Source organism: Pseudomonas sp. Pmew2 (assembly GCF_058129885.1).
Genome location: NZ_CM176702.1, coordinates 59119 through 86001 on the forward strand (window position 1 = coordinate 59119; position 26883 = coordinate 86001).

The window sequence follows — 26883 nt, forward strand, 5'->3', positions numbered from 1 at the left end:
GCGTGATCTTTTGGGAAGCGTCAACCCACCTGGATGGGTTTTATTCAACGCAGTCACTGGATATGAGAAAGCGGGGATGTAGACGTTGCGTATAACTTTAGTGAACGGGATGAACGGCCTGAAAATCCGGGTTCAATAGAATTTTCTTATTCGCTGAATGTTTGAAAAACAACACACTCTTAGTTCAGAGGCCCCGCAGGTAATGCTCAGAGCGTAAGCCGTCTGTGTTGGCGAAAAATTCAAAAAAGACGGGTTATAAACAAAGTCTATTAGTTGTCATAGCCTTGCGGCCATCCCTATCGGCATGAGTGAGGGTGGCTATATGATATCGCTTACATGATGGCATTAATATTTTGAATTTTTCGAAAACCCTGCGATCTGTTTTGCGAGTCGACAAAGCAGGAGCACCACAATGGCTGATGAAAAACACTACCGTATCGATTACCTGCTGCATGGCAGTTACAAGACGTTCTATATAAGAGCGGTTGTCATGGACAATAAAGAAGCCTGGCACTGGGCGTCGGTGGATGCAGGATTCGGTGCGATCCCCAAGTACCGTTCCGACCCGGTACCAAAGCTGAGCAAGCCTCAAGCTGAAAAGCTCGGGTTGTCGAACGTGGAGTGGACGAGGGCTTGAAAGGTCCTCGTTCAAAACGCTATGAAGCTCACCGTCGTGCGTCACGATGCCGCACGACGGTGTACGCGCTGAAAAATCTGTGGTCGGCAGATCTGCCGGATGGACACCCGTTTCCCGCCATACTGAGCTGAATTCACCTCATTTGGATCAGCGTTCATCGCAAGCTCCGCACCTCACACCCCGCTTCCGCTCCCCGCCGCAAATCCCCGCAACCTCACGTTCTACGTGGCCCTGCCGATAGCCCGGTATCAGATTATGGCCTCATTGAACTTCCCCGATAGGGCACAGCTCTGAAGTGATGTCACTATGCCTCTATCTGAATGGATGATTCCCTTCGAGGTGGTACCACTGACCTTGCACCTGCCGTGATGCAAAGAAATAAAGGAGCTTTTTCAGCTGGATCGGGCACCCTAATTAAAATAGAGACCACTATGAACATCCTTTCGCCTGGTATTTACCTTACCAATCGCCTGCGCTTCCCTGCCAAGTTTGCCGTTTTAGCCATCATCATCGTCATCCCGCTGATCGTTCTTGGTCTTCGGGTTTTCAACAGTCTGAATGCGAGCATCGACACCGTTGCCCAGGAACGTATCGGTCGTGAATACCTGCATGTCATGACACCCGTTCTGCGACTCTCCATGCTGCAGCGTGCAGCAACCAACCGTTTGCTCGCCGGTGATGCCTCCGCTGCCCAGGATCTGGCCAGCAACCGCACCCAGCTTGAAACAGCGCTTGGTAACCTCGCCGACATGGATGCCCGTCAAGGACGTCTGCTGGAGACCGAGAGTCGCGTGCAGCGTCTTCGCGAAGGTGCGCGTTCCCTGATGGAAAGTCTCAAGCCTGGTCTTTCGCAAGACGAGGTGTTTGCACAGTGGAATGAGCAACTGGCCCAGACACTCAACTTTATCTATTACGTCTCGGCTACCTCGGGCATGGTGCTCGACGAAGATTATGCGTCGCTGTTTCTGATCGACCTGAGCACCATTCGTATGCCCAGAGAAATCAACGTGGCTGGTCAGATCCGGGGTATCACAGCCGGTTTGAGTACCGGTCAGGGGCTAAGCGTACCGATGCGCGGCTCGCTTGAAAGCCTGTTGAAGATCGAACTGCAATTTCGCGCGGAGCTGGAGCAAAGCATTCGACTGCTCAAGCGTCGTGCTCCAGAGCTTGCTGCCCGCATTGGCGACCCTATCGCTTCGGCCACCTCGACGATGGACAGTTTTCGCAACGACCTGCACGCCTACGTCAAAGGTACAGAGTTCTCGGTGCAGCAGGGGCAGGCGCTGAGCGCGCGCGGTAACGCCGTGGTAGCCGGGCTTTATAAGGCCCAGGACGAAATCCAGAGTGCGCTTCAAGGTGAACTGGATACGCGTTACGACGCGCTCTTGCTGCAACGCGAAGTCGTGATTGCCATGTGCGTAATCATGGGCTTGCTGTTGCTCTATGCGTTCTTCAGCATCTACCGTGCCCTGCGCCTGACCATTGATGGTCTGCTGGGCGTCACCCGTCGCCTGGCCGACGGTGATCTGAGTGCCCGTGTACAGGTGAGCAGCAAGGACGAAGTGGCTGACATCGCCAACGGTCTGAACCTGATGGCCGAAGCATTCGCCAGCTCCATTTCGCACATGGACCGCACGTCATACGAACTGTCTGATGTGGCTGCCCGACTGGGCACCTCCATCGGTCTGGCCAAGCAGTCGATGAACGCGCAACAGGCTGAAACCGAGCAAGTGGCGACGGCCATCAACGAAATGACCACAAGCGTGGCCGACGTAGCGCAGAACACCGAAGGTGCTGCGCTGGCTGCTGATGAAGCGAACACCGCCTCGCGTAACGGGCTGCGCATCATGCATCAGGCCCACTCGACCATTCAGGCTCTGGCTGAAGAAGTGGAAGTCAGCGCCCAGAAAGTCCAGGCGCTGGCCCTGCACAGTCAGTCTATTGGTGGGGTTATTCAGGTCATCAGTACGATTGCCGATCAGACCAACTTGCTGGCCCTGAATGCTGCCATCGAAGCGGCCCGGGCTGGCGAGCAAGGCCGTGGGTTTGCTGTGGTGGCTGATGAAGTCCGCACACTGGCTTCGCGAACTCAGGCGTCGACCGAAGAAATCCGCAACATCATCCAGCAACTGCAAAGTGCCACCGATGTTGCCGTGCAGCAGATGCAGGCCGGCCAGCTAAAGGCTCAAGCGTGCATCAGTGCCGCCAGCGATGCTTCTGGCAGCCTGTCGAGCATCAGCCAGGGCGTCGAGCGTATCGTCGAGATGAACACTCAGATCGCCAGCGCCGCGGTGCAGCAGCATGCGGTTTCCGAAGACATCAACCGTAATGTCATGGAGATCCGCAACAGCTCCGGGACCTTGATGCTGGGTATCGACAACAATGCGGTCACTGCCGAAGAACTGGCGCGAGTTGCCACTGACATGCGCAATGTCGTGGCGCGTTTCAAGCTGACTGCCTGACCGGATCGGGGGCTTGCAGCCCCCCGATTCTCCTCTCGAATCGGCGTTCGAACGCTGATTGCCTTTTTTTTGATCAAGTTTTGCTCTTCTGCAGCCGATAGCTCTGGCGCGCGGGTTTGCTGTCCATAAAAACAAATCTTCAGCTCTTTCGTCGCGCACAAAAAGCATTTTCAGGAGATTTTATGAACAGCAGCTTTGCGAATATCAGCGTCAACATGAAGTTGGCATTGGGCTTTGGGACGGTTCTTTTTTTCACTGCCATTCTCGCCCTGGTTGGCTGGACCAGCCTCGATAAACTCATCAATAGCACCGACAGAATCGGCGACATCACTGAGTTGAGTGACAACTTGACCAATCTGCGGGTCGCGCGCCTGCAATATATGCTGACTGACGGCGATGAAACCGCCGCACAAAACATGCAGAGCAAGCTGGATGTCTTCAAGGCGCAGCAGCAATCACTGCTCATCAGCTTCAACAACCCGCTCAACCTCAAGCCTCTGCGCGAACTGGCCGATGTCACCCGTGACTATGAAGCCTCGTTGAACAGCATGCGCGCTGCGTTTCAGGCTGGCGCCAAAGTGCGTAACGAGATGACCGCCAATGCCATGGTTGCCATGCGGGCTGTCGACTCGTTGAACGATGCCGTCACGCAGATCGATCCTGCGGACCCGGCGCGTTTTGATCAGGCCCAACTGGCGACTGCCGCCAGGCAAGACCTGATTCTGGTTCGCTATGAAGTACGTGGTTATACCAGCAACCCCAATGACAAGACCGAGACAGCAGCTTTTCAGCAACTGGATACGGCGATCAGTCATCTGGACAGGCTCAAAACCACTTTTGGCGCTGCCAACCGCGAACAGATTGCCCAGTTTGAAAGCGCTCTTCGTAGCTACCGCAGCTCGGTCGACGCTTTCAAGGCCACCACTCAGACTGCTGCGAGCGTGCGTAAGGACCTGACTTCCCAAGGGGCTGCCATCGTCAAACTGGGCGAAGAGCTGTATGGCATTCAGATGCAGATGGGCAAGGATGACACTGCTCAGGCGCGTAATCTGCAGATCGGTTGCGTGCTGTTGGTCATGTTGCTGGGCATTCTTGCGGCCATCGTCATTACCCGGCAGATCACCCGGCCGCTGCGCGACACGCTGGCGATTGTCGAGCGCATCGCTGCTGGCGACCTGACTCATACCGAAGCCGTCACCCGACGTGACGAACTGGGCGTGTTGCAGCAGGGCATCCAGCGCATGGGCACCACCCTGCGCGAGCTGATTTCCGGTATTCGTGACGGCGTCACGCAGATTGCCAGCGCTGCCGAAGAGCTGTCGGCGGTTACCGAGCAGACCAGCGCCGGGGTCAACAGCCAGAAGGTCGAGACCGATCAGGTGGCGACCGCGATGCATGAAATGTCGGCCACCGTGCACGAAGTGGCACGCAATGCCGAGCAGGCGTCCGTCGCTGCCTCCGATGCCGACAAGCAGGCCCGTGAGGGTGACAAGGTCGTCGGCGAAGCCATCCAGCAGATCGAGCGACTGGCCGCCGAGGTGGTTCGCTCATCCGATGCAATGAACGTGCTGGAGCAGGAAAGCGACAAGATCGGCAAGGTTATGGATGTAATCAAGGCGGTTGCCGAACAGACCAATCTGTTGGCGCTCAACGCGGCCATTGAGGCCGCGCGTGCCGGGGAAGCCGGTCGCGGTTTTGCCGTGGTGGCCGACGAGGTCCGCGGCCTGGCGCAACGGACCCAGCAGTCCACCGAGGAGATCGAGGGCCTGGTGGCTGCATTGCAGAATGGCACGCGTCAGGTGTCGGGCATCATGCTTGGCAGCCGCACACTGACTGACAGCAGTGTCGAGTTGACGCGCAGGGCCGGTACGTCACTGGAAAGCATCACCCGGACCGTGTCGAATATTCAGGCGATGAACCAGCAGATCGCAGCCGCCGCCGAGCAACAAAGCTCGGTGGCCGACGAAATCAGCCGCAGCATCGTCAACGTTCGCGACGTATCCGAACAGACCGCCGAAGCCAGCGAAGAAACCGCAGCCTCCAGCGTCGAACTGGCGCGTCTGGGAGGCCAGTTGCAAACGATGGTCAGCCACTTCCGCGTCTGAACCAGCGCACTGTTGTGCCCGTGCGGCGCGGGGCGCGTGAGGTGTTCTTTCGGATACCTATCGTTACCCTGCGCTCCAGCTAAGAAGTCATAAAGAGGACGCAGAGCGTCCAGAACGGCATGCGACGCAGAGCGTCGCACGATAGCTTAGATTATCGTTCCTCACGCTCCAGCGTGGAATGCCGTGGGTGACGCTCCGCGTCACAAATCTACGCAGCGCCGCTGAATCGGGAACGGGCGCAGAGCGTCGCACGATAGCTTGCGTTCTCACAGACACCTATCGTTCCTCACGCTCCAGCGTAGGAATGCCTTGGGTGACGCTCTGCGTCACAACTCTGCGCCGCGCCGACTGTTCACGATCGGGCGCAGAACATTCAGAACGGCATACCCGTTAGTCCTGCAAATATACGTTGGTATATATAACTCATACTCACAGATAAACATGACCTACTTTTGCAGGTTTTAACAGTTGTTCAAAACTCGATAAGCTTTACTCACTGTCCGGCAACTATTAACTCACTGCCTTTTTCTGTTATCGCCGACCGCCTGTTTGTTTATCACGCTGGCGGGTACGCGCCTGCACAGCCGATTCGAGGTGAACAATGCATTCGATATTTGAATTCGGTAAAAGCCTGCGCACGCCCCGTTTTGTAAAACCCGGTGCGCGCACTCCTTATTGGGCCGATGGTATTTGCCTGGTCGTTATTGCCGTGTTTATTGCGCTGGTGCTGTATGGCGTGGGCCAGATGATGCAGCCACTTGCCGCGCTGAACTCAAGCCCGATGAGCCTCGACCCTGCGCGCCTGCCCGAATATGCATTGCGCACCACGCTGCGCATGTTCATCGCGCTGGCGGCTTCGCTGGTTTTCACGTTTGTCGTGGCCACGCTGGCGGCCAAAAGCCGTAAGGCCGAGCAGGTGATTATCCCGGCGCTGGATATTCTTCAGTCGGTTCCGGTCCTGGGGTTTCTGACGTTCACAGTGACCTTCTTCATGGGCCTGTTCCCCGGTCGGCAAATGGGTGTCGAATGCGCAGCGATTTTTGCCATTTTCACCAGCCAGGCATGGAATCTCGCATTCAGTTTCTATCAGTCAATGCGTACCGTGCCGAGCGACCTGAATGAAGTCACCCGGCAGTTCGGACTGTCTCCACTGCTGCGTTTTACCCGTCTGGAGCTGCCGTTCGCCGTACCGGGCCTGGTGTGGAACATGATGATGTCGATGTCCGGCGGCTGGTTTTTTGTGGTCGCTTGCGAAGCCATTTCGGTCGGTGACACCACGGTCAATTTGCCCGGCATCGGCTCGTGGCTGGCGCTGGCCATCGAGCAGAAAAACCTTGCTGCGATTGCCTGGGCGGTGGGCGCAATGGCGCTGGTGATCCTGGCCTATGACCAATTGTTGTTCAGGCCGATCGTGGCATGGGCGGACAAGTTTCGCTTCGAGCAAACCGCGTCGTCAAAGCGTCCGCGCTCCTGGATGTACAGCCTGCTGGGTCGCTCGCGGGTGGCACCGATGCTGGGCTCGATCCTCGCTACGCCATGCAAATGCCTGATGCTGATCGACTGGCGCGTGGTATCCCGGCTGTGGAACGTAAAGCTCACGCCTGGCGTTGCCCGGTTGTTCGACTATCTATGGCTGGCCCTGGTGATGGCTGCTTGCCTGACCGGCAGTGTTTACCTGTTCAGGTTCATCGAGACATCGTTGGGCATGAGCGACCTGGTCACCGCGTTGGGATTGGGGCTGGCAACAATGGTGCGGGTGATTGTCCTGATCGTCATTGCCAGCCTGATCTGGGTCCCTGTCGGTGTATGGATCGGCTTGCGTCCGGTCTGGGCTGAACGCTTGCAGCCGATAGCGCAGTTCATGGCGGCCTTTCCAGCCAACGTACTGTTCCCTTTTGCAGTGATTGCGATTGTCGGCCTGCACCTGAACCCGGACATCTGGCTTTCGCCGCTGATGGTGCTCGGCACCCAATGGTACATCCTGTTCAACGTGATCGCAGGGGCCAGCGCCTTGCCGACTGACCTGCGCGAAGCGGCCACGATATTCAACATGCGCGGCTGGCAGTGGTGGCGGCGTGTGGCCTTGCCGGGGGTGTTCCCCTACTACGTCACCGGGGCGCTGACCGCATCGGGTGGGTCATGGAACGCCAGCATCGTCGCTGAAGCGGTGTCCTGGGGTGATCAGCATCTGGAAGCGGCAGGGCTGGGTTCTTACATCGCCAACGCGACTCAGGCGGGAGACTTTCCACGCGTTGCGTTGGGCATTGTTGTCATGTCGATCTTCGTCATCGCGTTCAACCGGTTGCTGTGGCGTCCGCTGTACGGGTTTGCCGAGCGGCGTCTGAGTCTTGTGTGATTTTGATTGAGGAGGGCGCCATCATGATGGCTGTCGAAACGCGTTGCCTGGTAGATGTTCAGAAAGTCCGACATGTGTACGGCAAAGGCAGCAAAGAGCGCCTGGTGCTGGATGACGTGACACTGACGCTCAATGAGAACGAAATTGTGGGCTTGCTGGGTCGCTCCGGCTCGGGCAAGTCCACCCTGCTGCGCTCCATCGCGGGGTTGGTGGTGCCCACGGAAGGCGAAGTGAATTTTCCTCGCCGCGTGCAGGGGCGGGCGATGTCGGTAGGCATGGTTTTTCAGAGCTTTGCCCTGTTCCCGTGGCTGACGGTGCTGGAAAACGTCGAAGTCGGGCTTGAAGCGCAACGTGTGCCACCTGCCGTGCGTCGCAAGCGCGCGTTGGCGGCCATCGACCTGATCGGTCTGGACGGCTTTGAGAGTGCTTACCCCAAAGAGCTTTCAGGCGGCATGCGCCAGCGCGTGGGCATGGCACGTGCGCTGGTCATCGACCCTGATGTACTGCTGATGGACGAGCCGTTTTCCGCGCTCGATGTGCTGACGGCCGAAACCCTGCGCACCGACTTGCTGGATATGTGGAGCGAAGGGCGCATGCCCATCAAGTCGATCCTGATGGTGACGCACAACATTGCCGAAGCCGTGCTGATGTGCGATCGCATTCTGCTGTTCTCCTCCAATCCGGGTCGGGTGATCAGCGAGATCAAGGTCGATCTGCCTCAGCCGCGCAACCGCCAGGACCCGATCTTCCGGGCGCTGGTGGAGGAGATCTACGTGCTGATGACCCAGGACAACGATGCAGGCGAAATACGTCAGGGCGTGTTTCCAGGCACCGGGCTGGGCATGGTCTTGCCGCAGGTGTCCACCAATGCGCTGGCAGGGCTGATCGAAGCCATTCATGCGCCGCCCTACAGCCTCAAAGCGGACCTGCCGGAACTGGCCAGCGCGCTGCACTACAACGCCGACGAGCTGTTCCCGATTGCCGAGGTCCTGCAACTGCTGCGTTTTGCAGAGCTCAAGGGCGGTGATATTCGCTTGTTGCCTGCCGCAAATCGCTATGCGCTGGCGGATGTGGACGAACGCAAGCAAATGTTTGCCCAGCACCTGCTGAGCTTCGTGCCGCTGGTCGCGCACATTCGGCGAGTGCTGGATGATCGCCCCACGCACACGGCACCGGCGCGGCGTTTTCGCGATCAACTGGAAGACTTCATGTCGGAAAGCGATGCCATGCAGACCCTGAATGTCGTTACGCAATGGGGGCGTTACGCCGAGCTGTTCGCTTATGATGAGCTGGCCGATCAGTTCAGTCTGGATAACCCGTCCTGAGGTTTGTACGACATACTCGGCAGGCCTTTTGAAGAGCGAGATGGTGCAGATGCACGAGCCAGAATCCTGTAGCAGAGCCGCGATGGTCGTCAGGTGGGTCGCTTTGCTGGCGCTGGCGCTGGTCATCGCGATTGCCGATACCCTGACCGATCTGGAGATCGCCGTGGGGGTGTTCCAGATCGCGGTGGTGTTGCTGGCGGTCAGGCTTTTGCCGGTCAGGGGCGTTATTGTCATGGCGGCGGTGTGCATGCTGCTGACGGTGGTCAGTTACGAAATGACCACCTCCAGAGGCAGCGAGGCGTCCGGGCTGATCAACTGCGTCATCAGCCTGGCCGCCATCGCCATGACCACCTGGCTGGCGCTGCGTATGGCGCGGGCCATCCGCACGGTTCATGAAGCGCGCTCGCAGCTGGCGCACATCGCACGGGTCAATCAGTTGGGTGAGCTTGCTGCGTCCATTGCCCATGAGGTGAATCAGCCGCTGTCGGCGATTGTCATCAGCGGTAACGCCTGTCAGCGCTGGCTGGCCACCGAGCCGGTCAATCTGGAAAAGGCCCGTCAGGCAGTCGAGCGCATGATCGGTGATGCCAATCGCGCCGGGGACATCATTGTGCGCGTGCGCGCCCTGGCGAAGCGCTCGTCGACGCACAAAGAGTGGATCAGTGTGGCGGACACGGTGGCCGAGATTGTCGCGCTTGCGCACAGCGAGATAGACGGGCAGGGCGTCACACTGTCGGTTGACGTGCCGGAGGGAATGCCACCGCTGCTGGCTGACCGGGTGCAGATCCAGCAAGTGCTGCTGAACCTGATGCTCAACGGCATGGACGCGATGAGGAAAGTCGAACCGGAACAGGCGCAACTGGACGTGCGGGCCGAGTGGCGCGGAGGAGGGGAAATCGAGTTCACTGTCAGCGACAGCGGTGTAGGGATTCAGCCGGAAGCAGCCGACCGGCTTTTCGACGCTTTCTACACCACCAAAGAGGAAGGCATGGGGATTGGACTGGCGATCAGTCGGTCTATCATCGAAGCCCATGGCGGGCGAATCTGGGTGACGCCCAACCCCTCAATCGGGGCCACGTTTCATTTCACGCTGCCCACTGGAAAAATGGAAACCTGATGAACACAGCCGCCACTGCACCGCAGGCCGAAGAGCCGGTCATCTTTGTCATCGATGACGACCTCTCGGTGCGTTCTTCGCTGGAAGACCTGCTGGCGTCAGTCGGCTTGCGCAGCATGTTGTTCGGCTCGACCCGCGAGTTCCTTGACACCCCTCGTCCTGATGCGCCGGGCTGCCTGATTCTGGACATTCGCATGCCCGGCATGAGTGGCCTGGATTTTCAGGAGCACATGGCCAGGTCGGGGATTTTTCTGCCGGTCATTTTCATCACCGGGCATGGCGACATCCCTATGTCCGTAAGGGCGATGAAGGCCGGTGCGGTGGAGTTTCTGACCAAACCCTTCCGTGACCAGGACTTGCTGGACGCGCTCCAACAAGGGCTTGAGCGAGACCGCAGCCGTCGCCGCAACTCAGCCGTGGAAGCCGAGTTGCAGCGCCGTCACGCCAGCCTGAATCATGGCGAACAGCAGGTGATGGAACTGGTCGTCAGTGGCTTGCTCAACAAACAGATTGCAGCCCGCCTGAACGTGAGTGAAATCACCGTCAAGGTCCGGCGTGGCTCGGTCATGCGCAAGATGGAAGCCGACTCGCTGGCTGACCTGGTCAAGTTTGCCGAGCGGCTCAAAGAGCTCCGTTGATTAACCCACGCCCGCACACCTGTCGTTCCTTGCGCTCCAGCGTGTGACCGCCTTGCGTGAGGCTCCGCGTCACAACTCTGCGCCGCGCTGCGTGCTCGACTCATTCACCAGTTGTGGCAATACGTAGTTGCGCACCACGTACAACGAACCCTCTGCGCTCAAGTGTCCCGAGTCGATCTGCAGCAATGAGCTACTGTTTTCCAGGCGTACCCGGCAGGCATCGGCGATGCACAGCTTGTCGATCAGCGACACAAACTGGATGCCCGCCGATACAGCCAGCGCGCGGGTTGCCTGATCCACCCGCATGACGCTTTGATCCAGCGCCGGATCGCGGATATACGACTCGCTCAGCCCCCAATGACGGTTGACGATGACACTGGGCAGCGATGGGCTCCACGACGGCATCGGGCCGATCAACACGATATGTTTCACGCCAAAGCCCTTGAGGCGGGTCGCAATCCGCTTCCAGTCGGTCTTGTCGTGGCCATCCTTCTGCGCGATGACCACGATGTCCGGACGCAGCCTCTCGATGCTCTGCAGGGCAGTCCTGTTGGAGTAGGTCGCTGACGCGCGTCCCTCGTGGTCATTCAGGTCGGGAACGCAACTGGCCGAGGCCACCTGATAGAAGGGGGTCGTGCGTGTCAGCAAGGTACGCAGCCCGAGTGACAACGCCTGGGCGTGAGAATCGCCCCACAAGAACACTCCGCCCGGCCCCTGTTTGCGCGTGCAGGTCTCGTCGATGGCCGACTGGCCACGCTGGGTCAGGGCGGAAAAGGCGTCACATTTCAGCCAGTAGGGCTCGTACAGGTTGTGCTGTCGATCGACGTATTCCTGGATGAAATGCGCCTTGTCCGAAACACTGATCGGGCGAAGTGGCGATACCGCGCCTCGCGTCGCACCCACCAGCGCCCCCGCCACGAAGACCAGAGCGACCAGTGCGGCGGGCATGGCAAATTTCCGGCGCTGGTCAGGTTGATGTGGGCTGGCGGGCCGCTCGATCAACCGCCATGAGATCAGCCCCAGTGTCAGGGCCACACCAATGCCCAATAGCACCGTGCGGGTGTCGCCCAGCAAACCGGTGTAGTTCATCCACACCACCACCGGCCAGTGCCACAGGTACAACGAGTACGACAGTTTGCCTGCCCATTGAAACAGCGGGTTGCAGGTCAGCAGCGAATCATTGCGGGCCGCCGCGATCACCGCGAAAGTCCCCAGCACCGGCATCAGCACCAGATACCCTGGCCACGTATCCTGTACGGACAGCAGACAGAAACCGGCAACGATCAGCGCCAGTCCGACCTGTTCCAGAACTCGCTGCTGTAGGGGCCTGAGTTGCAGCGGGAACAGGCAGGCCACGCCACCCGCGAGCAACTCCCAGGCACGGGTCGGCAGCAGGTAAAACGCGGCTTCTGGCCATCGGGACGAGGCAAACACACAAAGCACAAAGCCCGCCAGACTTGCGCCCAGCACCCACCAGCGCAGGTTGTGCAGCGCGACAACGCGACTGAGGAGCAACAGTGCAATCGGGTACAGCAGGTAAAACTGCCACTCCACCGACAGCGACCAGGTGTGCAGCAGCCATTTCTCATGAGCACTGGCGGTGAAATAACCGGCCTCGCGCCAATAGACAACGTTGGAAACGAATCCCAGGCTGCTGGCCACATGAGTGCCCAACGCGCTGTAGTCCAGCGGCAGCAAAGAGAACCAGCCCAGCAGCAGCAAGGCAAGACACAGCACCGCGAGGGCCGGGACGATGCGTCTGGCCCGTGACGTGTAGAACGTTGCCAGCCTGAATTTGCCGCTCCTCAGGCCGCGCAGGATGATCCCGGTAATCAGATACCCCGAGATCACGAAAAACACGTCCACCCCGGCGAAACCGCCAGGCAGCCAGGCGGGTTGAAAGTGAAAGAGCAGCACCGCAGCCACCGCGATGGCGCGCAGCCCATTGATGTCTTTTCTGAAGTCCATTTGAGAAAGCCATCCGGTGGATGATCGTGAGGGAGAGTGGCGCAGTGCAGCGCAGCGGCCGGGAAGTTATCTGGCGGTCCGTCAGTGGGCAGTGGAGGGCAGCCTGAGCGCATGGCTTGCAGCGGATTGTCTGCTGGCAATCACATGACCAATGGCCACGCCTATAAACAGATTGGCGACAGCGACCTCGAACATGTCGGTGGTCCAGCTGATCAGGCACCAGCAGAAGCTGATCGCCAGCAGCATGTGGCCGATGCGGGTCTGATCATCGATCAGTCGGAACAACAGAGGAATCTGTAGCGCATACAGCAACAGCCCCAGCACGCCCAGCATCGCCCACAGATACAGGGCCGAGCTGTCCATGCCGAGAAATACGCCGGCACCTTCGACCGGAAACAGCCCCATTGTGCTGCCGACCATGCCGAAGCCCGCGCCGCTGATCATCCAGCCTTCGCGGCTCATGGCATTTATCAGGTTGGGCCAGGTATTGATCATCCGGTCATACAGCGAGGCCAGAGAGCCGCCGCTACTCACCGCATAGGCATCGGGGCTCACAATCAGCCCCAGAGTCGGTAGCAGCAGGCCGATGCCTACCACCACGATGCAAAGCGTTCGGCAGGTCCAGCTCATTCGCCGCAGCAACAGCAGAATGAGGGTCAGGGCGAATGCCGCGGCTGGCGCTTTGCTGGTGGTCAGCACGATGGCGTAAAGCGCCACGGCACTGAGCAGCATCATCATCAGGCGTGAGCGCACGAAAATGATCAGGTACAGCGTGTAGAAGGCGATCATGATCGACAGCACGTTGGACACTCTGGCGAAACCGGCAATGCGGTCTACCTCGTCCGCGCTCCATGTGGTGTTGGCGCTCAGTTCGGTTTCACCGACGCTGTAGCTGTAGCCCTTCCAGGGCACCGAGGTGTACTTGTCCAGAGCAATGCCCAGCAGTGAGGCCAGCAGGCAAAAGCCGATGGCGCGGTACAACAGCGTGCGGCGGTAGAGCAGGTGCTTGCTGCACACCAGGCCGAACACCAGCGGGCTCAGGGCGAACAGACTGAACGCCAGGTTGTGGACGCTGGCGCGATGCAGCATGGCCAGCAGCCCGGAAATCAGCCACACCACCATGAACGCCCAGAACAACCGTCCCGCTTTGAAGGTGCACAGCTCAAGCACAAACAACAGGATGCAGGCAGCTTTGGGCATGTAGAGCAGGGGGCTGATGCCTGCCTGATCGAAGTAGAAGCGCAAGGCTCCGCCGGAGAAGGTCTCGACCAGAATCAGGCTGATGGCGACCCACACCACCACCGTGGATTTATCAAAGGACATCACCGACGACCTGGTGTCGGCGCTGTTCGCAGTAGTCAACGCCATGCTGGCTGCCTTCTGGATATGCGTCAGGGGAATTGCGCGGACAAAGCTACCGCCCGACGATCACGGGCATGTGTCGACACAGGAAGGCTCTGGGAGATGAAAGGTCTGGAGCGAACGCTCGCAACGGCGTGACAACAGGTATATCAGTCGCAGTTCGGGCAACTGTCAATTAATTAGTCAGGATTAAGGGCTATGCGCTGCACTTTGTGCCAGGGATTGGACGCGGAGCGTCCAGAAAGGCATGCGACGCAGAGCGTCGCACGATAGTTGCACCTATCGTTCCTCACGCTCCGTGAACTGCCCCCCAATAGTTGGACGGTTTTAGCTTGCCGCCTGAGCCCTGTATTTTACGGGGCTTTGGCCGTTGAGCTTCAGCTTGATGCGGTCATGGTTGTAGTAGTGGATGTACTCATCCAGACCTGCTTTCAACTCATCGATGCTTTCAAACTGTTTCAGGTAGAAAAACTCGGATTTCAGTGTACCGAAAAAGCTTTCCATTGCCGCATTGTCCAGGCAGTTGCCCTTACGGGACATGCTTTGTTTGACGCCTCGTACCGATAGCTTATGGCGATACTGCGCGTGTTGATACTGCCAGCCCTGGTCCGAGTGCATCACAAGCTTCGGCTCGTCCTGCAACTGCTGAAGCGCCTTGTCCAGCATGCTGGTGACCAGCTCAAAGCTCGGCCTTGTCGACACTTCATACGCCACGATTTCACCGTTGTACAAGTCCATCACGGGTGAGAGATACAGCTTTCGATTGCCTACCTTGAACTCAGTCACATCGGTCACCCACTTCTGGTTCGGGCGTTGCGCGCTGAAATTGCGCTCCAGCAAATTCGGCGCAATGGTTCCGATTACGCCCTTAGAGGAGCGGTATTTTTTGGGGCGCACCACTGATCGCAGGCCCAGTTCTGCCATCAGTCGTTCTACAACCTTCTTGTTGACCAAAATACCTGCAGTGCGAATGACCGCCGTGATACGCCGAGCGCCATAAAGGCCTTTCTCCTCGTGGTAAATGCTTTCGACTAACTGTTTCAAAGCAGCATAGGGATCGGGTCTGGATTGCACCTGAACCTGATAGTAAAACGTGCTGCGTGCCAAGCCCGCCAGCCTCAGCAGAGCGCAAAGCGGGAACCGGCCCCTCAGTTGCTTGATGCTCAGGGCTTTTTCGGTTGCCGTCGTTTCTGCTCCTTCAGCTCTTCCAACTTTTTTAGGTAAGCGTTCTCCATGCGCAGATATTCAAGCTCGCTCATCAACTGGTCGCGCGTCTTCTGCGTATCGTCGGCGGTTACTGGTTTGGCGGGATAAGGCTTCTTTTTGGCATGGCGACAGGCTTTCTTCTGGCAGGAACATACGGGGCTGTACCGCTACTGTAATGCCGCTTTTCCCAAATGACTATTTGGCCGGGATCCCCGATACCAAAATGCGCAGCGGCCTGACGGAGCGATAGCTTGTGTTCACGCCTGTGCTCAAGCACTGAGCGCTTGAAAGCTTCGCTGTATCGAAGACCAGGCTTGCGATGGCCGGTGTGACCATGACTCTTGTAGTTAGCGACCCAGCGTCGAAGCAGGCTGAAATCGATCGAGAACTGGCGGGCTACCATACGAAAGCCCATGTTGTCTTCAAGATACGCTTTGACGACAGTGAGCTTGAACTGCTCTGAATACTTACCCATTTGAACACCCCCGTGAGGTCGGATTGGTGTCCAACTTCTTGGGGGCAGTTCACTGCGTGGGAATGCCTTTCGTGACGCTCTGCGTCACCTATCTGCGGACTACGGGTACTTGCGTCTGTCCGGTGCTGGCGGGAAGTACTGGTACATCCACGTTTCGCTCAGCGTACGGTCGCCAGTGCGGATGAACATGCGCATTTCAACCGGCTCGACCGAGTCGCTGTCCGGTACCCAGTCGAAGGTGACGCGGTAGCCCTTGATGTCCGGCAATACGAGGATGTTGAAGTCCTGCACCTTGCCATGCGTGACCGTGACGATGGGCTCGATCCCGGTGCCTTCCGGCAAGCGATCCAGACCGCCGCCGTTGAAATCCACAGCAAAGCGGCGCGCCCAGGTTTTCGGGTAATGCTCGCCAGGTGCCCAGCCTTCGAGGAAGCCGCCCATGCCTGAACGAGTGGCGTGGACCTGCGCCAGCGGCGTGCTTACAGGTGGCAACGGGCTCCAGAACAGCTTGTAGCCGTAGTTCATCGAATCCCCGGCCTTGACCGGCGTCTTCGGTGTCCAGAACACCACGATGTTGTCCATCGTTTCGCCCGTGGTCGGCAGCTCCAGCAGGCTGACCTCGCCTTCGCCCCACGCGGTAATCGGCTCGACCCACAGGCTCGGACGGCGGCTGTACCAGACTACGGTGTCCTGATAGCTGGAAAACTCGTGATCGCTTTGCACCAGCCCGAAACCTTTCGGGTCGGTGTCGGCGAACGCGCTGAATTGCGGTTTGGCCGGGTTGTTCAGCGGACGGCAGATCCACTCACCATTACCGCGCCACATCGACAGGCGATCCGAATCGTGAATTTGCGGGTGGATGGTGTCGCACATGCGGCGCTCGTGAGTGCCGCAACTGAACATGCTGGTCATCGGCGAAATGCCCAGTTGCTGGATATCGGTACGGGCATTGATGTGCGCGTCGATTTCCATGACTACCTGGCCAGCCTGACAGTCGATGTCGAAGCGGTAGGCACCGGTTGCACTGGGCGAGTCGAGTAGTGCGTAAACCACAAAGCGTGTGGCGTTCTTGTCTGGCGTTTCAAACCAGAACTTGGTGAAGTCGGGGAATTCTTCCTGACGCTTGGCGTAACTGTCGATGGCCAGGCCGCGGGCCGACAAACCGTATTGCTTGTTGCTGTCCACGGCCCGGAAATAGCTGGCACCGAGGAACGAAGCAACGTCGTTGATGGCGATTTCCGGCGCCTTGAACAACTTGAAGCCTGCAAAGCCCAGATCGCCCTTGACCAGATTCTTGTCGATGCCGCTGCTTTCGTAGTTGAACAGGTCATGGCGGAAATGCACTTCGCGCGCCTGCTTGTTCTGCGGGTCGACGCTGTACATGCGCACCGGCGTCTTGAAACCCATGCCGACGTGGAAGAAATGCACGTCGAGCTGACCGTGGACGTCTTTCCACAGTGAGTGGTTCGGGTCGTAGCGAATGGCATTGAATTGCAGCGGCGTCATATCTGCCAGGACGGGTGGCAGCACTTGCTTGTTGCTCACATAGCCTTTGCCTGCGAGCTTCTTGGCATGGGCTTGCAGCTCTGCAAAATCGAAGTGTTCGATCTCGCCATCGGCTGCGGCGGCCAGTGCTCGCGCAGCATAAAGCCCTGAGGCCGACACGCTGCCGTAAGCGGCCAACGCCATGGACGCTTTCAGGAGATTTCTGCGATTCATAAGGGTGAAGCCTCTGAGTAATTCTGTGCGTCCTGCACAAAAAATGGCGCGCCAACGACTCCTTGCCGAACGCAAACTACCCACAACAGATAACAAAGACGAGATCCCGTTCGGAAATCAGTCAAAAAAAATCGCCGATTGTGCTCAATGGAAGCGGCATCCAGATGGCAGGAATGGACGTTTTTCAGGCCTGTTGGGGTGGGTTGAATGCGCTCGGCACCGCTTGGCGCAAGGCTTGCGAGCGAGGTGGGCGCGCAGCGCCGGTCAGGACGATAGGGTGCGTTGGCGCAGAGCGCCCGAATATGCGCGCAATATTCAGCAACCATTTTGCCGGGTCGCAGACTGAGCAAATGTCAGTCTGCCGCAGGCAGAGCGTCCAGTACCGCATGCTGGCGCGGAGCATCTGCACGATATCCAGCCCAATCATTTGCCGCTATATCGCATTCGTTCAGGCAATAGTCCTGACGAAAGTTTCACTCTGCGTGTTATATCGTAACGCTATGATGCAGCTGCATTAATGGATGCCGATACACGGCTCTCCACAGGGCAATAATCAGCGGGTGCCGGGGTAGTGATGCGGGTTGATTTGGGTGAGCACGATGGCCTCGAAGGCCTGCCGCGTTTTCAAATGGCGGTGCAACAGGTTCGGCGTCTCGGGCGACTGATGTATGTGAGCGGTGGGGTGGGCGCGTTCGGGCTGCTGCTGGCGCTGTCCATCGATCTGTTTTCCCCTGGTTCGTTGTGGATGGCCGTGCTGGGCAATGCGTCGGCGGCGCTGATACTGCTCGCTGCGGGCCTGCAGTCGGCCAGGCACGTCGCGATGTGGCGTGCCCGCGCGTTGGCTGCACCTGTTGCCGCAGACTCTCCCGCAACGGCGCAAGCGCTCGATGAAACCGGCTGGTATGAGCGCCTGCTTACCCGGCTGAGCGATTCGGGCGAGTCACTGGTTCGGCACATCGGCAGCTCGACCCTGTGGCTTGCCGGGTGGGCAGTGCTGGCGTTGATCGTCATCCGCGCCTTCTGGAACCTGACGTTGTCTGGCTCCGACCTTTCCACTTCAGGCAATCTGGTGGGCAGTATCCTGTTGCTGTTGGCGTTCGGGCTATTGGTCATCGAGCGGCAACTGAGCAGCGAGCCCGAAGGCCAGTCGCCAGAGGCCGGGGCGCTGGCGCAGCTGGTGCGCATGACGCTTATCGTTCTGCTGGTCGGCGCGTTGTGCCTGTTCTTCTCCAGCGCTGATCGCGTCTGGTCTGCACGGCTGGCTGTGTTGACCGGCCTGCTGCCATTGGGTGTGGCGCTTGAATTTCTGTTGCGGGCTGTGTTGTCGGTGTTCAGCCCGCGCACTCCGCGTCTCGAGCCGCGCCTGCTGGCCGCCAGTTTTATCGCTGACCTGCTGCGCTGGCCGCCGCGCCCGTTGCTCGCCTTGCAGCATGAGCTGCACAACCGCTTCGGTATTGATCTGCGCCAGATCTGGGCCTTTACCTACATGCGCCGCGCCTTTTTGCCGGTGCTGGCGGTGGTTGCAGCGCTGGGGTGGGCGCTGAGCGGCGTGCATGAAATTCCGATGCAGGGGCGAGGCATTTATGAGCGGTTCGGCAAGCCGGTCGAAGTCTTCGGACCGGGTCTGCATGTCGGTTTACCTTGGCCGTTCGGCCGGGTTCTGGCGGTTGAAAACGGCGTGGTACATGAGCTTGCGACCAGTGTTTCTGCGGCCGACGCGGCCGAGCAGACGCTGGACCCGGCCGAAGGCCCGCCGCCGGGCAGCGCCAACCGGCTGTGGGATGCCAGCCATATCAACGAAAAATCCCAGGTCATTGCCAGCAGTGTCGGCGATAAGCAGAGCTTTCAGATCGTCAATATGGATGTGCGGTTCGTCTACCGCATCGGCCTGACAGATGCCGCGGCGATGGCTTCGACCTATAACAGCGCCGATATTTCTTCTCTGATCCGCAGCACGGCCAGCCGCGTGCTGGTGCATGACTTTGCCTCGCGCACGCTGGACGAGCTGCTCGGCGAACAGCGCAGCGGGCTGGCCGATGACATCGGCAAAGCCGTGCAGGCTGACTTGCAGCGTCTGGACAGCGGCGTTGAACTGCTCGCCACGGTGGTCGAAGCCATCCATCCGCCAGCAGGTGCCGCCAATGCCTATCATGCCGTGCAGGCTGCGCAGATCGGCGCACAGGCGCTGATCTCCCGCGAACGCGGTGCGGCCAGTGACAAGGCCAACCAGGCGCAACTCAATGCCAGCGTTGCCCGCGATCAGGCCAGTGCCGCAGCCCGTGAAGTTCTGGCCACAGCGCAAGGCGCGGACCTGCGCTTCAGTGCCGAGCGCCAGGCCTATGCCAAGGCAGGGCAGGCGTTTTTGCTGGAACAATACCTGGCGCAACTGACCGAAGGCCTGGGCAATGCCAAGCTGCTGATACTCGACCACCGTCTGGGCGGCGATAACGCGCCGACCATCGACCTGCGTACCTTCACCCCACCGGCAGACCCAACGGCGCCGCGTAAAGCCGTTCAGTAAGGAGTCGTCCCTTGAGTCTGTTTCATCATCATCACGATCACGCCGACCACGATAGCCATGACAGTCACGGTCATGGCGGCCACGGCCATCATCACCATCATCATGGCGCGACCGGTCCGGCAGCGTTCCCTTGGCGACGGGCAAGCCTGGCGGCGGTGCTGATCGCCTTCGCGATTGCGGCGGCGAGCCTGGTGCAGGTGCGCTCGGGTGAAGCGACCGTCGTCACCCGCTTCGGCAATCCTTCCCGCGTTCTGCTCGACCCGGGCCTTAACTGGCGCTGGCCCGCACCGTTCGAAGCGACCATTCCGGTGGATCTGCGCCTGCGTACCACGTCCAGCGGTTTGCAGGATGTCGGCACCCGTGACGGCTTGCGCATCATCGTTCAGGCCTATGTGGCGTGGCAGGTACAGGGCGATGCCGACAACGTGCAGCGCTTCATGCGCGCGGTACAAAACCAGCCCGACGAAGCAGCGCGGCAGATCCGCACCTTTGTAGGCTCGGCGCTGGAAACCACCGCGAGCAGTTTCGACCTGTCCAGCCTGGTGAACACCGACGCCAACAAGGTGAATATCACCGCGTTCGAAAATCAGTTGCGTCAGCAGATCGATCAGCAACTGCTGGCGACCTATGGCGTTCGTGTTCTGCAGGTAGGCGTAGAACGACTGACCTTGCCGTCGGTGACGCTCAACGCCACGGTGGACCGCATGCGCGCCGAGCGCGAGACCATCGCCACCGAGCGGACCGCCGTGGGCAAGCGTGAAGCGGCGCAGATTCGTTCGGCAGCCGAGCGCGACGCGCGCATTGTCGAGGCCGATGCCACGGTCAAGGCGGCCGATATCGAAGCGCAATCCCGTGTTGAAGCCGCGCAGATCTATGGCCGCGCCTATGCGGGTTCGCCGCAGCTCTACAACCTGCTGCGCTCGCTGGACACGCTGGGCACCATCGTGACGCCGGGTGCTCGCCTGATACTGCGCACCGACGCCGCCCCATTCCGCGTGCTGGTAGATGGCCCGCCTACGCTGGACGGCAAGAGCGGAACTCAGCCATGAGCCAACCGGTCGACGAGCCCGTAACGCAACGACCGCCTGCCAATAGCCCATGGTTGCAGGCGAGCCGACTGGCGTTCATCGGGCTGTATGGCGTGACCCTGCTGGCTGCGCTTGCCTGGGCGACGTCCAACGTGCGCCAGATCGATCCGCAGAACCGTGCCGTGGTCATGCGCTTCGGCGCGCTCGAGCGGGTGCAGAACGCAGGATTGCTGACCGCCTGGCCGCAGCCGTTCGAGCAGGTAGTACTGCTGCCCTCGGCTGATCGGGTGATCGAGCGACGGGTGGAAACCTTGCTGCGTTCGCCAGCGGCACTGAAAGCCGATGAAATCGCGACCCTGTCGGCGCCAATGAGCGATGCTCTGGCTGGTTCCGGTTTTCTGCTGACCGGTGATGCCGGTGTGGTGCAGCTGGACGTCACCGTGTTCTACAAAGTGACTGACCCCAACGCCTTCGTATTGCAGGGCGATCATGTATTGCCCGCACTGGACCGGCTGGTCAATCGCAGCGCCGTGGCGCTGACTGCAGCGCGAGACCTGGACACCATTCTGGTTGCCCGCCCCGAGCTGATCGGCGCTGACAGCCAGGCAGCAGAGCGCCGTGAGCGGCTGCGCGGCGACCTGGTGCGCGGTATCAATCAACACCTGACTGAACTCAACGCGACCGGGATGGGCATTGGCGTCGAAGTCGCTCGGGTGGATGTGCAGTCGAGCCTGCCGACGTCGGCGGTCAATGCTTTCAATGCCGTGCTGACGGCCAGTCAGCAGGCCGACCAGGCCGTGGCCAACGCACGCACGGATGCAGAAAAACTGACCCAGACCGCTAATCAACACGCTGATCGGACCCTGCAAGTGGCGCACGCACAAGCTTCCGAGCGCCTGGCCAAGGCACAGGCAGCCACCGCGACCGTCGTCAGCCTGACGCAATCTGCCGAGAACCGCAGCGATCCCGGCCTCATGCAGCGCCTTTACCGTGAACGTGTGCCGGGCATTCTGCATCAGGCAGGTTCGGTCACCACCGTCGATCCCAAAGACAATTCCCGCCTGATCATTCAGGGAGCACCGCAATGAGTGGCGAAGCCGTTCACACCCATCACGCCATCAAACCGCAAGCGGATGGCAGTCTGCTGAGCAACGCAGAGCAGCGTAGCGCAGCCCGGCAATTGACCCTCGCGATGCTGGCGCTGGGCCTGTTGGCATTGGGTCTGGTCTGGCGTTTTTTCGCTCCGGAACAGGCAGGTGTCAGCCAATTGCTGTTGGGCGCTGCCTCGCTGCTGGTGGCGATACCTGTGATCAGCGCCGGTTGGCACAGCCTGCGGCATCCAAGCCTGCATGGCATCACCGATCAGTTGATCGCGCTGGCGATGCTCGGTGCCTGGGCCACTGGCGATCTGATGACCGCCGCCTTGCTGCCGATCATCATGATCTTTGGCCATGTGCTGGAAGAGCGCAGCGTGATCGGCTCGCAGGAAGCCATCGAAGCGCTGGGTCGTCTGACCCGCAGTCAGGCACGTTTACTCGGGCCTGACGGCAATATTCGCGAGGTCGACAACGCAATGCTCAAGGCTGGCGATCAGGTTGAAGTGCGTGCGGGTGACCGCGTCCCGGCCGATGGTCGGGTTCTTTCCGGGCAGGCCAGTCTGGACACTTCATCAATTACCGGCGAGTCGGTGCCGCTGGAAGCCAGTATCGGCATCGAAGTGTTTGGTGGGGCGATCAACCTGGACGGGCTGCTGCGTATCGAAGTGACCCGCATCGGCGATGAGTCTACGCTGGGCAAGGTCATCGCGCTAATGCAGAGCGCGGAACGCTCCAAGCCGCCGATCACACGCCTGCTGGAACGCTACGCAGGCAGCTACATGGTGCTGGTTTTGCTGATCGCGGCGCTGACCTGGTTTATTACTCAGGATGCTCAGGCGATGCTGGCGGTGCTGGTGGCTGCCTGTCCCTGCGCACTGGTGCTTTCGGCTCCGGCCACGGCTATCGCCGGTATCGCAGTCGCCGCACGGCACGGTATTTTGATCCGTAGTTCGGCGTTTCTCGAAGAACTGGCTGACCTGAACTCACTGGTTGTGGATAAAACCGGCACCCTGACCTATGGCCGACTGCGCTTGCAGTCGGTGCAGGCTGACGGGGTGCAGCATCCGCAATTGCTCGAACTGGCGGCCAGCCTGGGGTCGGCCAGCAGTCACCCGGTCAGCCGTGCATTGGCCGGGCTTGTGGATAACACTCGGCTGCTGCCGTTGCTGGACACCCGTGAGCGGCAGGGACTGGGTGTGGTGGCGTCCACCGGGCAGGGTGAGGCAGCGCTGGGTCGTCCGGAATTGTTCGAGCAGTTGGGCATTGTCACCCCCGGCGTACCTGCACATGACGGCCCGCTGGCCGGGTTGTCGCTGGATGGCGTTTTCCTGGCCTGGCTGCTGCTGGCCGACAGCGTCAAGCCTGAAGCGCAGGCTGCGCTGTTTGAATTACGTGAGCTGGGCATGGGACGGCAGTTGCTGTTGACCGGCGACCGACAAAGCGTGGCCGACAACCTGGCACACGATATTGGCATAGCAGACGTTCAGGCGCAGGCATTGCCGGAGGACAAACTGAACCGTGTCATGGGCGAGATCGCCAGTGGCTTCTGGCCGATGGTGGTCGGTGACGGGGTCAACGATTCGCTGGCTCTCAAGGCAGGCGTGGTCGGCGTCGCGATGGGGGCGGGCGGGGCGGACATTGCCCTGGCTTCCGCCGATATCGTGCTGATCGGCAGCGATCTGCGTCGTCTGGGCACCTGTGTGCGGCTCAGCCGTCAGTGCCGTCAGACCTTACAGGTCAACGTGATCATCGGTCTGGGCTGGACGCTGGCCATCGTTGCGCTGGCCGCCTTTGGTCTGCTCGGCGCTGCCGGCGCAATGGTCGCGGCTATCCTGCACAATCTGAGCACCTTATTGGTGTTGGGCAATGCCGGTCGCCTGCTGCGCTTTCAGGAGCCATTGCTGAAGCTCTAGGCATTTGGTGAACGACAAGGCTCAGGCTAGCGGCGCTGATCAGCGCTATAAAACGGCTTGAGCTTTGACGAATTCTGTTACAAATTAAGCGCTGTATTTCAGTGCGTGATCCAAATTCAGGCTGTCTTTCGGCTCGAATCAGTGGGCACAGGGCTGTTCCCCGAAGTTGATTCATTGCAGTTTTGCCGTCGCCAATAGCCTTTGCGGGCCCTTTTGCGGGGCCCTTGCTGGATTACTCTTTTTGAGTTTCTGGATAAGGGGGTGATTTTGAATGCTTACACAACTTCCAACGACCTTGCAGAATCTTCATCTGCCGTTACGGCTCAAGCTCTGGGACGGCCATCAGATGGACCTGGGGCCTGCGCCCAGCGTCACGATAGTGGTCAAGGACCCGCAACTGGTCTCCGATTTCAACCACCCCAGCCTGGGCTTGCTGGGCAGTGCCTTCGTAGAGGGGCGGCTGGAGCTGGAAGGTTCGATCAGCGAAGTTGTCCGGGTTTGCGATGAACTGACTCATGCCCTTGTGGATGATGATGACAGCACCGACAACCCGATCCGCGTCCAGCATGACAAGGACACTGACGCCGCGTCGATTGCCTACCATTACGACGTATCCAACGACTTCTACCAGCTCTGGCTCGACAAAGAGATGGTCTACTCCTGCGCGTACTTCAAGACCGGTGACGAATCGCTCGAGCAGGCGCAGCAGGATAAATTCCACCACCTGTGCCGCAAGTTACGGCTCAAGCCAGGTGAGTATCTGCTGGACGTGGGGTGCGGCTGGGGCGGACTGGCGCGGTTTGCCGCTCGCGAATATGGCGCGAAGGTTTTCGGCATCACGCTCAGCGAGCAACAACTGACGCTGGCCCGTCAACGAGTGCAGGCCGAGGGCTTGCAGGACAAGGTCGACCTGCAACTGCTCGACTACCGCGACCTGCCGCAGGATGCGCGCTTCGACAAGGTGGTCAGCGTCGGTATGTTCGAGCACGTAGGGCACGCTAATTTGCCGTTGTACGCGCAATGCCTGTTCGGTGCGGTGAAGGAGGGCGGCCTGGTCATGAATCACGGGATCACCGCCCGGCATACGGACGGGCGTCCTGTCGGGCGCGGTGCCGGGGAGTTCATCGACCGCTATGTATTCCCCAACGGCGAGCTGCCGCACCTGGCCATGATCAGCGCCCATATCAGTGAAGCCGGGCTGGAAATAGTCGACGTGGAAAGCCTGCGCCCGCACTACGCCAGAACGCTGGAACACTGGAGCGCGCGGCTTGAATCAAGGCTCGGCGAAGCCGCCCGTATCGTGCCCGAACATACCCTGCGCATCTGGCGTCTGTACCTGGCGGGCTGCGCCTATGGATTCGCCAAGGGCTGGATCAACCTGCACCAGATACTCGCCGTGAAGCCCTTTGCCGATGGCAAGACCGGGTTGCCGCTGACGCGGGAGGATATTTATGGATGAGACTTATCTGTTGTTCCCGCTCATGCGTGTTGAGTGAGCAGGGGCGTCACAGAATCGGCGAAATCAGCCGCGCCACGCGCATACCCAGTTGATGCAGGCGCCGCGTTTCGTGGCTTTCCTGCACGGATATTTCGCGGGCGAGGTTGAAGTCGGCAGTGAGCATGGATTCCACCTGGCTGGAGAAGTCGCTGTCGACCGTCAGTAGCATCAGTTCGAAGTTGAGGCGGAACGAGCGGTTGTCGAGGTTTGCGCTGCCTATGGCAGTGATGTCGTTGTCGACCAGCACGACCTTCTGGTGCAGGAAGCCTGGTTCGTAACGGAATACCCGCACGCCGGCACGCACGGCATCGAAGGCGTACAGGCTGGAGGCGGCATAGACCACATAATGATCAGGTCGTGAGGGCAGCAGCAGGCGCACATCCACCCCGCGCAGTACCGCCAGGGTCAGCGCAGCGGTCACGGCTTCGTCAGGTATGAAGTAAGGGCTGGTGATCCATACGCGCTCTTCGGCAGCGTGGATGGCTTCGACGAAGAACAGCGAGCAGGTTTCCTGCGCATCGGCCGGGCCACTGGTCAGCAACTGGCAGAGCACACCATCCTCGGGAAACTCATCAGGCAGGCTCAATGGTGACAGCTCGCGGGTGGCCCAGAACCAGTCTTCGGCGAACGACTCCTGCAGGCAGGCGACCACCGGGCCGATGACTTCTACATGGGTATCGCGCCAGGGTGCCAGCGGCGGCTTCAGCCCCATGTATTCATCACCGACGTTATGCCCGCCCATGTAGCCTTTCAGGCCATCGACGACGACGATCTTGCGGTGGTTGCGGAAGTTGATCTGAAAGCGATTCAGCCAGCCGCCACGTGTGGCAAAGGCTTTTATCTGCACGCCACCGTCGCGCAATTTGTCGATGTAGGCCCCCGGCAGTGCGTGGCTACCGATCCGGTCATAAAGGACAAAGATGCCTACGCCCTCGGCGGCTTTTTCCAGCAGCAGTGTTTGCAGTTGGCGACCGAGGTTGTCGTCATGAATGATGAAGAACTGAATCAGGATTGTCTTTTTCGCCTCACGGATGGCTTTGAAGATCGCTCCGAAGGTTTCCTCACCATTAATCAATAACCTGACCTTGTTGTTGGCCAGTGCAGGCATGTTTCCCAACTTGGGCATGGCGCGCAACGCTGCATAGGCATCCGAGCGACGTGCTGCCACAGCTTCCTCGATCCACGGCCGCCAGTTGAGGCTGCCAATCGCAATGCGCATTTCCTGGTTGGCCTGTCGACGCGCCTTGATATACGCGTCGAACGAGCTTCTGCCGAACACCAGATAAGGCAGCAGGGTGAAATACGGAATGAACAGCAGCGGCATCGCCCAGGCAATCGCACCTTGAGAGGTACGCACCGTCAGCAGGGCGTGAATGGCGGCGCCTGTGCCCAGCAAATGAATGAAGCCGAGGACATAACCAAAAAAGTACGGGTCGTGATAATCCATGTGGAACAA

At 59.6% G+C, this 26883-nt stretch carries 16 protein-coding genes and 3 pseudogenes; 14 read left to right on the top strand and 5 right to left on the bottom strand.

Annotated features, from left to right (window positions below; genetic code table 11):
• Positions 1-412: 412 nt before the first annotated feature.
• The 9 genes and pseudogenes from AC4ANK_RS00290 to AC4ANK_RS00330 all read left to right on the top strand — a co-directional run bounded on the left by AC4ANK_RS00290 (position 413) and on the right by AC4ANK_RS00330 (position 10640).
• Positions 413-637, top strand: a complete 225-nt coding sequence (locus AC4ANK_RS00290) for a DUF6555 family protein (RefSeq protein ID WP_002555969.1) — start codon at positions 413-415, stop codon at positions 635-637.
• 1424 nt (positions 638-2061) lie between these two features.
• Positions 2062-2229: pseudogene (locus AC4ANK_RS00295) on the top strand (HAMP domain-containing protein); the annotation flags it as partial.
• Positions 2230-2388: 159 nt separating this feature from the next.
• Positions 2389-3099, top strand: a complete 711-nt coding sequence (locus AC4ANK_RS00300; protein ID WP_370684023.1) for a methyl-accepting chemotaxis protein — start codon at positions 2389-2391, stop codon at positions 3097-3099.
• Positions 3100-3314: 215 nt separating this feature from the next.
• Positions 3315-4301, top strand: a pseudogene (locus AC4ANK_RS00305) (methyl-accepting chemotaxis protein); the annotation flags it as partial.
• A gap of 198 nt (positions 4302-4499) precedes the next feature.
• The gene (locus AC4ANK_RS00310) at positions 4500-5204 is read left to right on the top strand and encodes a methyl-accepting chemotaxis protein (RefSeq protein WP_370684024.1); all 705 of its coding nucleotides are present in this window, start codon (positions 4500-4502) and stop codon (positions 5202-5204) included.
• A gap of 601 nt (positions 5205-5805) precedes the next feature.
• Positions 5806-7560 carry an ABC transporter permease gene (locus tag AC4ANK_RS00315; protein ID WP_044423950.1) on the top strand — a complete coding sequence of 585 codons (1755 nt, stop codon included), beginning with the start codon at positions 5806-5808 and terminating at the stop codon, positions 7558-7560.
• Between the two features lie 20 nt (positions 7561-7580).
• Positions 7581-8885: an ABC transporter ATP-binding protein gene (locus tag AC4ANK_RS00320; RefSeq protein WP_170947356.1), complete on the top strand. Its 1305-nt coding sequence runs from the start codon at positions 7581-7583 to the stop codon at positions 8883-8885.
• A gap of 49 nt (positions 8886-8934) precedes the next feature.
• Positions 8935-10002 carry a sensor histidine kinase gene (locus AC4ANK_RS00325; RefSeq protein WP_029241026.1) on the top strand — a complete coding sequence of 356 codons (1068 nt, stop codon included), beginning with the start codon at positions 8935-8937 and terminating at the stop codon, positions 10000-10002.
• On the top strand, positions 10002-10640 hold the full coding sequence (locus tag AC4ANK_RS00330) for a response regulator transcription factor (RefSeq protein ID WP_005744911.1): 639 nt from the start codon (positions 10002-10004) through the stop codon (positions 10638-10640). The genes AC4ANK_RS00325 and AC4ANK_RS00330 overlap by 1 nt, the downstream gene beginning before the upstream one ends.
• Before the next feature lie 69 nt (positions 10641-10709).
• On the opposite strand, the gene AC4ANK_RS00335 is transcribed toward AC4ANK_RS00330, so the two are convergent.
• The 4 genes and pseudogenes from AC4ANK_RS00335 to AC4ANK_RS00350 form a co-directional block, all read right to left on the bottom strand.
• On the bottom strand, positions 10710-12608 hold the full coding sequence (locus AC4ANK_RS00335; protein ID WP_460383908.1) for an acyltransferase family protein: 1899 nt from the start codon (positions 12606-12608) through the stop codon (positions 10710-10712).
• Positions 12609-12689: 81 nt separating this feature from the next.
• A complete protein-coding gene (locus tag AC4ANK_RS00340; protein WP_031598524.1) occupies positions 12690-13976 on the bottom strand; it encodes a membrane protein in 1287 nt (428 codons plus the stop codon).
• A 321-nt stretch (positions 13977-14297) separates the two neighbouring features.
• Positions 14298-15651, bottom strand: a pseudogene (locus tag AC4ANK_RS00345) (IS3 family transposase).
• Positions 15652-15750: 99 nt separating this feature from the next.
• Complete coding sequence (locus AC4ANK_RS00350; protein ID WP_002555832.1) at positions 15751-17370, bottom strand: glucan biosynthesis protein D; 1620 nt, start codon at positions 17368-17370, stop codon at positions 15751-15753.
• A gap of 574 nt (positions 17371-17944) precedes the next feature.
• Between AC4ANK_RS00350 and hflK (AC4ANK_RS00355) the strand changes: the two genes are divergently transcribed.
• The 5 genes from hflK (AC4ANK_RS00355) to cfaB all read left to right on the top strand — a co-directional run bounded on the left by hflK (AC4ANK_RS00355) (position 17945) and on the right by cfaB (position 25388).
• Complete coding sequence (gene hflK / locus AC4ANK_RS00355) at positions 17945-19891, top strand: protease modulator HflK (protein WP_460383911.1); 1947 nt, start codon at positions 17945-17947, stop codon at positions 19889-19891.
• Positions 19892-19902: 11 nt separating this feature from the next.
• Positions 19903-20940, top strand: coding sequence for a protease modulator HflC (hflC, locus tag AC4ANK_RS00360; protein WP_460383913.1), 1038 nt, complete (start codon positions 19903-19905; stop codon positions 20938-20940).
• On the top strand, positions 20937-22007 hold the full coding sequence (hflK, locus tag AC4ANK_RS00365; protein WP_460383915.1) for a protease modulator HflK: 1071 nt from the start codon (positions 20937-20939) through the stop codon (positions 22005-22007). Before hflC ends, hflK (AC4ANK_RS00365) begins: the two co-directional genes overlap by 4 nt.
• Entirely contained in the window at positions 22004-23929 is a 1926-nt protein-coding gene (locus AC4ANK_RS00370; RefSeq protein WP_460383917.1) for a cation-translocating P-type ATPase, read from the top strand. The genes hflK (AC4ANK_RS00365) and AC4ANK_RS00370 overlap by 4 nt, the downstream gene beginning before the upstream one ends.
• Positions 23930-24200: 271 nt before the next feature.
• Positions 24201-25388, top strand: a complete 1188-nt coding sequence (cfaB, locus tag AC4ANK_RS00375; RefSeq protein ID WP_002555932.1) for a C17 cyclopropane fatty acid synthase CfaB — start codon at positions 24201-24203, stop codon at positions 25386-25388.
• Positions 25389-25434: 46 nt separating this feature from the next.
• Here cfaB and cls read toward each other — a convergent pair whose 3' ends face one another.
• Positions 25435-26874, bottom strand: coding sequence for a cardiolipin synthase (cls, locus tag AC4ANK_RS00380; protein ID WP_002555931.1), 1440 nt, complete (start codon positions 26872-26874; stop codon positions 25435-25437).
• Between the last annotated feature and the right edge of the window lie 9 nt (positions 26875-26883).